General features: G+C 72.7%; 6 protein-coding genes and 1 pseudogene. 6 read left to right on the top strand and 1 reads right to left on the bottom strand.

Translation table 11 applies throughout. The features are described 5' to 3' along the window. From JAO81_RS14850 to JAO81_RS14830, 5 genes and pseudogenes are all read left to right on the top strand, one after another. Nucleotides 1–922 (top strand): annotated as a pseudogene (locus JAO81_RS14850) (serine/threonine protein kinase); the annotation flags it as partial. 148 nt (nucleotides 923–1070) lie between these two features. After that, nucleotides 1071–2582: a substrate-binding domain-containing protein gene (locus JAO81_RS14845; RefSeq protein WP_199548314.1), complete on the top strand. Its 1512-nt coding sequence runs from the start codon at nucleotides 1071–1073 to the stop codon at nucleotides 2580–2582. A gap of 176 nt (nucleotides 2583–2758) precedes the next feature. Then, nucleotides 2759–3364: a hypothetical protein gene (locus tag JAO81_RS14840; RefSeq protein WP_199548313.1), complete on the top strand. Its 606-nt coding sequence runs from the start codon at nucleotides 2759–2761 to the stop codon at nucleotides 3362–3364. Between the two features lie 198 nt (nucleotides 3365–3562). Continuing rightward, a complete protein-coding gene (locus tag JAO81_RS14835; protein WP_199548312.1) occupies nucleotides 3563–5440 on the top strand; it encodes a serine/threonine-protein kinase in 1878 nt (625 codons plus the stop codon). A 90-nt stretch (nucleotides 5441–5530) separates the two neighbouring features. Further along, nucleotides 5531–7996: a bifunctional serine/threonine protein kinase/MFS transporter gene (locus JAO81_RS14830; protein ID WP_199548311.1), complete on the top strand. Its 2466-nt coding sequence runs from the start codon at nucleotides 5531–5533 to the stop codon at nucleotides 7994–7996. A gap of 37 nt (nucleotides 7997–8033) precedes the next feature. On the opposite strand, the gene JAO81_RS14825 is transcribed toward JAO81_RS14830, so the two are convergent. Beyond that, on the bottom strand, nucleotides 8034–8939 hold the full coding sequence (locus JAO81_RS14825; RefSeq protein ID WP_199548310.1) for a LysR family transcriptional regulator: 906 nt from the start codon (nucleotides 8937–8939) through the stop codon (nucleotides 8034–8036). Nucleotides 8940–9036: 97 nt separating this feature from the next. Between JAO81_RS14825 and JAO81_RS14820 the strand changes: the two genes are divergently transcribed. Then, nucleotides 9037–9867 carry an oxidoreductase gene (locus JAO81_RS14820; RefSeq protein WP_199548309.1) on the top strand — a complete coding sequence of 277 codons (831 nt, stop codon included), beginning with the start codon at nucleotides 9037–9039 and terminating at the stop codon, nucleotides 9865–9867. Nucleotides 9868–10151 lie beyond the last annotated feature (284 nt).

Genomic DNA, 10151 nt, shown 5'->3' with positions numbered 1-10151 from the left:
CGCTCCCGGCGCCCCCGGCGCCCCCGGCGCTCCCGGCGCTCCCGGCGCCCCCGGCCAGGCGGCCGTCGACCACCTGCCCACCGTGATCGTCGGCCGGAACGCGTCCCCCGCGCCGACGCCGGCCGCACCGCCCCCGCACAACCACGCGCCCTCACCGGCCGCACCGCCCCCGCACAGCCACGCGCCCGCGTACGGATATCCGCAGCCGCCCGCCCAGGGGCACCCGTACCCGGGCGGCGCCGGGCAGCCGTACACGCCGCCTGGCCCGCCCTTCGCCCCGCACGACGGCTGGCACTCGGGCGGCGGTGGCGGCGGCACCCCGCCGTACGGTCCGCCGGGACCCGCGCCGCGCCGCAACAGCCGTGCCACCGTGCTGCTCGTGGCCGTGGCCGTGATCGTGGCGATCGGGGCCGGCGGGACGGTGTACGCCGTGATGCAGGGCGACGAGGGCAACCGAAAGGACCGGGGCACCTCGACCCCGACCGCCCCCACCACACCGGGGACTCCGGATCCGAGCACCCCGCCCGCGACCACCGACGCGCCGCCCACCTCCCAGGCTCCGACCACGCAGTCACCGCCCGCGGACGGGGAGATCCCCCAGGAGTTCCTGGGCACTTGGGAGGCCGAGTTCAAGTCCGAGGGCGGCGTCAACACCCGCGTGATGAGGATCCAGCAGGGCAACGCGGGCGACACGGTCATGAGCCTCACCGGAAAGGGCCCCGGCCACGACTGCCGCTGGACCGCCACGCTGCGTTCGGCGGGCAACGCGCTGGTGCTCAGCCCGTCCGAGGTGACGTTCGGCAAGGCGACGGAGTGCAAGCCGGGCGAGACCAGCGAGCTGCGCCTGACGGACGACACCCACCTCTCACGCGAGCTGATCGGCAGCGGCGGGGAACCTCTCACGTATACGCGTACGGAGTGACGAACACGCCCTGGAATCCCCGTAGTTGAACGCGGCACAAACATCAGCCGAAGCTCCGGATCCCCGCCCCCATCGCCCGCCCCGCCTTCGTACGGTGTGACCCCGTCCGCCGTACGGACGCACGTGCGAGGAGCCGAGGCAGGGCAGCATGGAGTGGCTGAGCACCGAGAACGTCATCGCCGTCGGGACCGCCGTGCTCGGGGTGCTCGCCTCGGCCGGTGTGCTCTGGTACGAGCGGCGGGTGCCGCGGCGCAAACGCATCGGCTACCGCGTCCAGCTCGACACCCCGATCGGCAACAACAGCCCGGCGGGCCAGGCGAACGTACGCCTGGGCCTGTTCAACGAGACCCGCGGCATGGCGGACGCCACCCTCGTCCTGCTGCGCTTCGAGAACGACGGCTCGCAGGCGATCGGCCGCGAGGACTACGACAGCGCCGAACTGCACGGCCTGATCGCGGAGTTCGAGGGCCGTACGGTCCGCGGTATCGCGGTGACCCTGCCGCCCCGCACCGAGCACATGATGGGCCACTTCTCGGCGGCCACCGGACTGCGCCATGACGGCAACCGCCTGTACATCCCGCGCGTACCGCTCAACAAGGGCAAGCACTTCAAGCTGCTCATCCTGCTCGGCGGCGGCGCGACGGACAGCCCTGTGCGCATCATCGGCGATCTGGTGGACGGCGACGTCGTGGAGACCCGGTCCACCACCCTCGACGACACCCCGCCCCTGTTCAGCAGGCCGGCCCGCGTGCTGACCGTCCTCCTCACGGCCTGCGTCATCACGCTCTCCACGCTGGTGATGGTGCGCGGCGAGACACCGCCGCCCATAGGCTGCGAGAAGGGCTCGCTAAAGGTCGTCGGTTCCACGGCGTTCAAGCCGGTCGCCGAGGAACTCGCCGCCAAGTACGAGCAGGACTGCCCCGGTTCGCAGATCACCGTGGACGCCCGGGGCAGCGCGGCCGGCATCCGCGAACTGAAGGAGGCCGGCGAGTCGCAGAAGACCGGCTCACCGGCCCTCGTCACCCTGTCCGACGGCCCCAAGTCCGCCGAGGACGAGCAGCTGACGGAGAACCGCGTCGCGGTCTCGGCGTTCGCGCTGGTCGTCAACGGCAAGGTGGGCGTGAAGAACCTCTCCCTGCGGGACGTCCGCCGCCTCTACACGGGCGAGATCCGCACCTGGTCCCAGCTGGGCGGGGCCGACCTCCCGGTGATCCTCGCCAGCCGCAACTCCAACTCCGGTACGCGCGGCGTCTTCCAACGCCGTGTCCTGCAGGGCTTCGAGCCGGCCGAGTCCTCCGCGGACTGCCACGAGAAGAGCGACACCCGGGCCAAGGTGTTCCGCTGCGAACTCGACTCCACGGACCAGGTGTTGGCCACCGTCGCCGACATCCCGGGCGCGATCGGCTACAGCGAACTCCGCGCGGGCACCCCGACCAAGGGCGTCCGCCATCTCACCCTGGACGGCCACCGGCCGGCCATCGACAGCGCCTACCCCTTCCGCGAGATCGAGTACGCCCATACGTACGGCCGCCCGCCTGCCGACTCCCTGGCGTCGAGCTTCCTCAACTACGCGATGCGCGGCAGCGGCCAGGACGTGGTCCGCACTCATGGGCATCTGCCCTGCTATACGCCGGAGGGCCTGCGGATCTGCGGGTCGTGACCCGGTCGCATCCGGCCTCCCCCACGCGGGCGGGAGACCCGCACCGGGGTCACACCCGGGGATGAGCGAGCACCGCCCTGAGCGCGGATGTGCCGGCCTGCCGCCCCTGGAACAGTCAGTGCCGAGCGCACACCCCGTTCACCACTCCACACGCCACTCCTTCCAGGGGACCCGCCATGCCCAGAACCGCCATGCCCGGAACCACCACGTCAGGCTCCGCACCCGGCTCGAAGCCCAACTCCACCCCCGGCTCCGTACCCGCGGCAGCCCCCGCCGTCCCGCCCCCACCGCGTCGCGCCGTCCGCGCCGCGTACGCCTCCGCCCTCTCCGCGACCGCCGGCTTCATCCCGCTGCATGCCGTGTGGGCGCTCGGGGTTCCGCTCTGGGCCGACGAGAGCAAGTTCCCTGACTGGTACGCCGACGGCGGCGGCCCCTACCTCTTCGTCCTCAGCGGTCTCGCCGCACTGGCCGGCGTCCTCGCGCTGAGTCTGGTCCGCCCCTGGGGCCTGGTGTTCCCGAGCCGGGTCCCCCTGGTCCACGGCCGCAGGGTCCCGCCCCGCACTCTGACCACCACCGCCGTCACGGTCGCGGCCCTCCTCCTCGCCTACACCGCCTTCGCCGCCTTCCAGACCGTCGCCCAATGGAACGACCCCGGCATCTTCAGCCGCTGGATCACCGTGTACGGGATCCCGCAGTTCCTGGTGTGGGGGATCGGCCTGCTCATCGCCGCCCGTTCGTACGGGCGTCGGACGAGGCTCGTGCTCCCCCACTACGCTGCCTGAAACCGCGGACCCTGTGCGGCTCGTCTCTCCCGAAGTGCAGGGCGCAAGCCTTGGCCGCCGCACGTCACGTGAGTCCACCGAGCAGTTGGCAGGAGAGGCGAAGTGACCCGCAAGCGCGACGCGAAGCACCCCGAGGACACCCACCCGACGGTCGCCGCCCCCGCCCGGGCCGCCCTCGGCGACCGGGCCGAGTGACCCATGGACGGTCTCGAACCCCTCACGCCGGACGAGCCGAGCCGTATCGGTCCGTACACGCTGATCGGCCGGCTCGGGAGCGGCGGCATGGGGCGGGTGTATCTCGCGCGGGCCGGCGCCGGACGTACCGTCGCCGTGAAGGTGGGGCAGAGTGGGCGGGCCGGGCAGAGCGAGTTCCGGGAGCGGTTCGCGCGCGAGGTGCCCGCCGCGCGGCGGGTCAGCGGGGAGTGGACCGCGCCCGTCATCGACGCCGACACGGACGCGGCGGTCCCGTGGTTCGCCACCGGGTACATCCCGGGGATGTCGCTGCAGGCCTTGGTGGCAAGGGAGTTCGGGCCACTGCCCGAGGATTCCCTGCGCATCCTCGCCAACCGTCTCGCCCAGGCCCTGCACGCCATCCACGACGCCGGCCTGATCCACCGCGACTTGAAGCCCTCCAATATTCTCGTCACCGCCGACGGCCCTCGCGTCATCGACTTCGGTGTCGCCCGCGCGCTCGACACGGTCACCGGCGGCCAGTTGACGCAGACCGGTGCGGTGCTCGGGTCGCCCGGTTTCATGAGCCCCGAGCAGGTGCGGGGCGAGCGGCTCACGCCCGCGAGCGATGTGTTCTCGCTCGGGTGCGCGCTGGTCTTCGCGGCGACCGGACGCGGCCCCTTCGAGGGCGGTGAGAGCGGGGCGCACGCGCTGATGTTCCGGGTCGCCTTCGAGGAGCCGGAGCTGGAGGGCGTACCGGAGGGGATTCTCGATCTCGTACGGGAGTGCCTGAGGAAGGAACCCGGTGAACGGCCGGACCCCGAGCGGCTGTTGGAGCTGACCAACCCTGATCCGCTGGGTCCCTGGCTGCCGGAGCCCGTACTCGCGCTGCTGGCCCGGCACGCCTCGGCGCTCCTCGCGGCGGAGGTGTCCCGGCAGCACGTCCGCGCGGCTCCTGCCCCGCCGCGCAAGAAGCGCCGCGCCGGGCTCATCGCGACCGGTGCGGTGCTCGCCGTGTGTGCGACGGCGTCCCTGGCGTACGTCCTGAATCCCGCCGGTGACGACGGAGGAGGCACGGGCGCGCAGGGGAAGAACGGTGCGGGCGGCGCGTCGCAGTCCGTCTCCGGGTCGCCCTCGCCCAAGCCCTCCGAGTCCAAGGACAAGGGCAAGGACAAGGGCACGAAGTCGCCGGGGCCTTCGGCCTCCGAGTCCGGGAAGAGCGGCGGCGGCTCCGAGGGCGGTGCGGGTGGCGGCCAGGTCGCCGCGGGGTTCGTCGGCGGCTGGGAGGGCGAGCTGCCCGGGGGCGGCGGCATCCTCCGTATCGACATCGCCGAGGGCGGCGAGGGCGACACGGTCGCGACCTCCGTGGACGTCGGCAACGACTGGATGTGCGTACGGAAGTCGGTGGCCGTCTCCGCGGACTCCTCGACGCTCGAGCTGAACGGCGGGGTCATTCCGCTGCAGCGCAATCCGGAGAAGTGCGAGTTCCCGACCGAGATGTCGCTGACGGCCGAGTCTGCGGACGTCCTGACCATGACGTCGGGCGCGGGCATACTGCGGCTCAGCCGCGCGGGCACCGCCGTACCGGAGAGCTACCTCGGCAAGTGGCAGGCCCTCGACATGGAGGGCAACCGGAACAAGATCTGGTTCACGATCGAGGCGGGCGCGGTCGGCACGGCGCGCATCACCGTCGTCGACAAGCGGTACGACACCCCTTGCACGACCACCCAGGTGCTCGCCTCCCTCGACAAGGGCCTGGTGTACGGGCCCTCGGACCCGCCGCCGAACTCCGCCTGCGGCGCACGCAACAGCGAGCGGGTCACGCCGTACTCCGGCGGCAGGCTCCTGGTGGAGGACTGGCGGGGGCCGGGGAGCGAACCGGCGGAGCTGGTGCGGGCGCGGTGACCACGCCGGGCGCGGTGACTACGTAACGGATCATCAACTGTCTGTCTCATAAGGGTTCTTGTGGCCGACGGCCTGGTCTAGCTTCCTTCTGTGGACCAGCTGATCGCGGAAGACCCGACCCATATCGGCCCGTACCGCCTGATCGCCCGGCTCGGCGCGGGCGGCATGGGGCTGGTCTATCTGGGACGTTCGGAGGGCGGCCGGACCGTGGCCGTGAAGGTCGTCCAGGCCGAGCACGCCGCGCACCCCGAGTTCCGCAGGCGCTTCGCGCGCGAGGTGGCCGCGGCGCGGCGGGTCGGGGGTGCGTGGACGGCCGATGTGCTCGACGCGGACACGGACGCGTCGGTGCCGTGGGTCGCCACGCAGTACATCCCCGGGCCCGACCTGACGACCGTGGTGGCCAAGGACTTCGGGCCGCTGCCGGAGTCGTCCGTACGGGTCCTGGCGCACCGTCTCGCCGAAGCCCTGACGGCCGTGCACGCGGCGGGTCTGATCCACCGTGACCTGAAGCCCTCGAACGTCCTGGTGACCGTCGACGGACCCCGCGTCATCGACTTCGGCATCGCGCGCGCCATGGACAGCCTCACCGCGGACAGCCTGCTCACGCACACGGGCATGCTGATCGGCTCGCCCGGCTTCATGTCGCCCGAGCAGGTCCGCGGGCTCGAACTCACCCCGGCCAGCGATGTGTTCTGCCTGGGGGCCGTCCTCGTGTACGCGGCCACGGGACGGCTGCTTTTCGGGGCGGGCACGACCGGTCTGAACGCGCACCTGTTCCGGATCGCGGAGGAGGAGCCCGACCTCACCGGCGTACCGGAAGGGCTGCTCGATCTCGTACGGGCATGCCTGGAGAAGGACCCCGCGCGGCGGCCGGGCCCGGCGCAGATCATGGAACGGACGGCCTCCCGGACGGCCGAGGAGTGGCTGCCGGGGGCGGTGCTCGCCCAACTGGGGCGCCATGCGGCGCAGTTGCTGGACTTCGCGCCGCAGACACGCGTCCCGCCTGCCGTGCCGGACCCGCGTCTGCCCGTACAGCCCGCACCCGTGGGGGCTCCGACACCGCCCGCGCCGGTGGCTCCTCCGGCGTACGCACCTCAGCCGGGCCCGTACGCCCCGACGCCACCGCCCGGTCCGGCGGGCTACGTCCCGACCACGCCCGCGCACCCGACCACACCCGCGCACCCGACGCCGCCCACGGATCCCCGGCAAGGACTGCGCGGTACACGGATCCTCGCCGTGCTCGCGCAGCTGACGGTGGTCCTCGACGCTGCCGTAGCCGCGGTGGCCCTCCACTACGCCATGGCGGACGGCAACCTGGCCTACGCCGATGTGGCCTGGGCCTGCACCGGCTACTTCCTGGCCTTCGGCGGCCTGCTCCTGACCGCGGGGCATCTGGGCGATCTCATCGGACGCAGACCCGTCCTCCTGATCGGCCTGAGCGGCAGTGTGGCGGCCGGCGTGGTGAGCGCCGCGGTGCCCGGCACCGAAGGTCTGTTCGTGGGGCGCATCCTCCAGGGCATCAGTGCGGCCCTGGTGACCTCGGCCGCGCTCGGCCTGACCGCCTCGTCCGCCGGTGAAGGCCCGTCCCGCGCCCGGTCGTTCGGGACCTACGCGCTGGTCGGCATCGGCGGCCCGCTGTTCGCGTTCCCCGTGGCCAGGACGCTGGAAGGCAACCTGGCGTGGCGGGTCTCGCACGTCCTGGTCGCCGCTCTGGCGCTGTTCGTCCTCGCCGCCGCCACCGCGGTCGTACGCGACCGGACGCCGCGCCGCCCGGGAGCCCGCTTCGACACCGTGGGTGCCCTCCTCAGCACCCTCGGAACCGTCCTGTTCGGCTTCGCCCTCGACCGGTCCTCCGCCGATCACTGGAGTGCGGCGTTCACCCTCCTGATCTTCGCGGCGGCCGTCCTCCTCCTCGTCGGGTTCTTCTGGCACCAGGCCCGCGCGGTCTCCCCCATGCTCCCGCCGTACGTGTGGCGGGACCGCAACCGCCGGGGCTCGGTCCTCGCGCTGGGCCTGACGGGGCTCGCCCTCGCGGTGGTGGCACAGGGGCAGGCGGGCTTCTCGGGCCTGCAGGGCTGGGGACTGGTTATCGCCTGCGCACTCGTGGCGGTGCTCGTCTTCCTGCTCAGTGCACGGGTCGTCGCGCCCCACGTCGCCGGCCAGGCGCGTCTGACCGGAGGGCTGCTGCTCGCGGCCGCCGGTGTCCTGCCGCTCGGCTTCACCGACCACGGCTCGTCCTTCTTCGCCATCGGGGGCTGCCTGCTCGTGTGCGCCTTCGGACTCGGCCTGTCCTGCGGCCCGTTGTTCGCCGTGGCCACCGAGGTCACGGCGGAGGACACCGGCGCCATGGCCGGCATGGTGCAGGCCGTGCTGCAGTTGGCGGCCCTGGTGGGGATGACGCTGGTCTTCCAGGAGCACGGGGGCGGCTTCTTCCTCAGCGGTGAGCACTTGGAGGTCGGCCAGAGGTACTGGTGGGGAGCGAGCGCGCTCCTCGCCGTCGCCGCGGTGGTCGCGGGCCGCACCCGGCGCGAGGTGGTCTACCTCGTACAGCCCTGACCGTGTGGTCTACCTCGCACAGCCCTGACCGTGTGGTCTACCTGGGCCCGTCCCGCCCCACGGCGAGCCGCGCCGCCTGCGCGTAGGCCGTCACCAGGGGCCGGGCGTCGTCCGCCCGCCAGGCCAGCGCGAACCGGCTCGGTGCCACGCCGTCGACCGGACGCGTGACCACGCCGCCGCGCGCGACCAACGGCACGTTGCCGGTCGCCACGAGGCACACCCCGCGACCGTCCACCAACGCCTCGTACGTCTCGTCGACACTTGCGATCTCCGCGCCGATACGGGGCCGGCGCCCGCCGCGCTCGTCCAACGCGAGCCAGTAGTCCCGCAGTTCGGCGGCCTCGGGCGGCAGTGCGAGGAAGGGTTCGTCGAGAAGGTCGGCGAAAGCGATCCGCTCCCTCGCGGCCAGCGGATGGTCCTCGGGCAGCGCCACCTGCCGCGCCTCGGTGGCGAGCAGCACCCACCGGTAGCGCTCCTCGTCCGCCAACGGCAGCCACACGAAGGCGACATCGCTGGAACCGTCCGCGAGCCCGGCCGTCGGGTCCTCCCACGGGACCTGCCGCATCCGCACCTCGGCCTCGGGACACGCCTGTGTGAACCGCGACCTGATCGCGGGCCGCAGCCCGCCGCGCGCCGGACTGTGGCTCATGCCCACGACCAGCGTCGCGCGCTGCCGCACCTTGGCCGCCTCGACGGCCGCCTCCCCCGCATCCCAGGCGGCCAGCACCCGCCGGGCCTGCGGCAGCAGCGCCTCCCCCACCGCCGTCAGCCGCACCCCTTGCCGGTCCCGCTCGAACAGCTCCGCCCCCAACTGCCGCTCCAGGGCCCGTATCTGCTTGCTCAGCGCAGGCTGCGATACGTAGAGCAGCTCGGCGGCCCTGGTGAAGTGCAGCTCATCGGCGACCGTCACGAAGTAGCGCAGGTCCCGCCCGTGGACATCCATAACCGATGGTTATCACGGTGGGTCTTGGACGGGGAAGGGACGGCCGGGGGAGGCTGAACTCCGTACCGAGGAACACCACTTGAAGGGGTTGGGGAACATGAGCAAGGTCTGGCTGATCACGGGCGCCAACAGCGGTTTCGGCCGGGCGTTCACCGAGGCGGCGGTCGGCGCGGGCGACGTGGTCGTGGCCGCGGCCCGCCGCGCCGGCACTCTGGACGATCTGGTCGCGGCGCATCCGGACCAGGTCGAGGCCGTCACCCTCGACGTGACCGACACGGACGCGATTGACACCGTGGTCGCGGACATCGTGGCCCGCCACGGCCGCGTCGACGTCCTGGTCAACAACGCGGGCCGCACACACGTCGGTTCGGTCGAGGAGAACAGCGACGCGGACCTCCGCTCGCTCTTCGACGTGCACTTCTTCGGACCCGCGGCACTCACCCGGGCCGTGCTCCCGCACATGCGGGCCCGCCGCTCGGGCGCGATCGTGCAGCTCAGCAGTGTGGGCGGGCAGATGTCGATGGCCGGCTTCGGGGCGTACAGCGCGACGAAGTTCGCCCTGGAGGGCCTGTCCGAGGCACTTCAGGCGGAGGTGAAGCCGCTGGGCATCGACGTCCTGATCGTGGAGCCCGGCGCCTTCCGCACCAGCCTGTTCGGCAACCACAGCCTGAGCAAGGGCGAGATCGAGGACTACGAGGCGACGGTCGGCGCGACCCGCACCTACGTCGAGACCGGCGGCGGAACCCAGGCGGGCGACCCGGCGAAGGCGGCGGCAGCGGTCCTCGCGGCCCTGAACGCCGACGACACCCCGCTGCGCCTGGCCCTCGGCGGCGACTCCATCGACACGATCCTCGGCCACCTCGACCAGGTACGGGCGGACCTGGCGGCTTGGGACAAGGTGGGGCGGGAGACGACGTTCGACGCGTGAGGCTCAGGGCGGGCCCGCATTGCGGTGCCGGTGACGGCGGCGGGTCTTCCTGACCAGCAAGGGGAGCAGGGCCCGCACGCCCGCGACCGGAACGCCCCCTTCCCACCCGTAGGGCATGTCCATGACGATGGGCGGGCAGAGGCACCACCCACCGTTCCACGGACCAGGGAGCCCGCCCATGCCCAAGCGCCGCACCGTCCTCACCACAGCCACCGCCACCGTCGCCGCCGCCTCCGCGGCGGCGCTCGGGGCATCGGCCGCGCGGGCCGCCCCCCCCCCCACCG

This window comes from Streptomyces sp. N35 (genome assembly GCF_016464295.1).
Taxonomy (GTDB): Bacteria; Actinomycetota; Actinomycetes; order Streptomycetales; family Streptomycetaceae; genus Streptomyces.
This window is presented reverse-complemented; position numbering and strand designations above follow the sequence as displayed.

Coding starts and splice junctions, on each gene's coding strand:
- JAO81_RS14845 (WP_199548314.1), top strand. CDS start 1,071: ATGGAGTGGCTGAGCACCGAGAACGTCATCGCCGTCGGGACCGCCGTG.
- JAO81_RS14840 (WP_199548313.1), top strand. CDS start 2,759: ATGCCCAGAACCGCCATGCCCGGAACCACCACGTCAGGCTCCGCACCC.
- JAO81_RS14835 (WP_199548312.1), top strand. CDS start 3,563: ATGGACGGTCTCGAACCCCTCACGCCGGACGAGCCGAGCCGTATCGGT.
- JAO81_RS14825 (WP_199548310.1), bottom strand. CDS start 8,939: ATGGATGTCCACGGGCGGGACCTGCGCTACTTCGTGACGGTCGCCGAT.
- JAO81_RS14820 (WP_199548309.1), top strand. CDS start 9,037: ATGAGCAAGGTCTGGCTGATCACGGGCGCCAACAGCGGTTTCGGCCGG.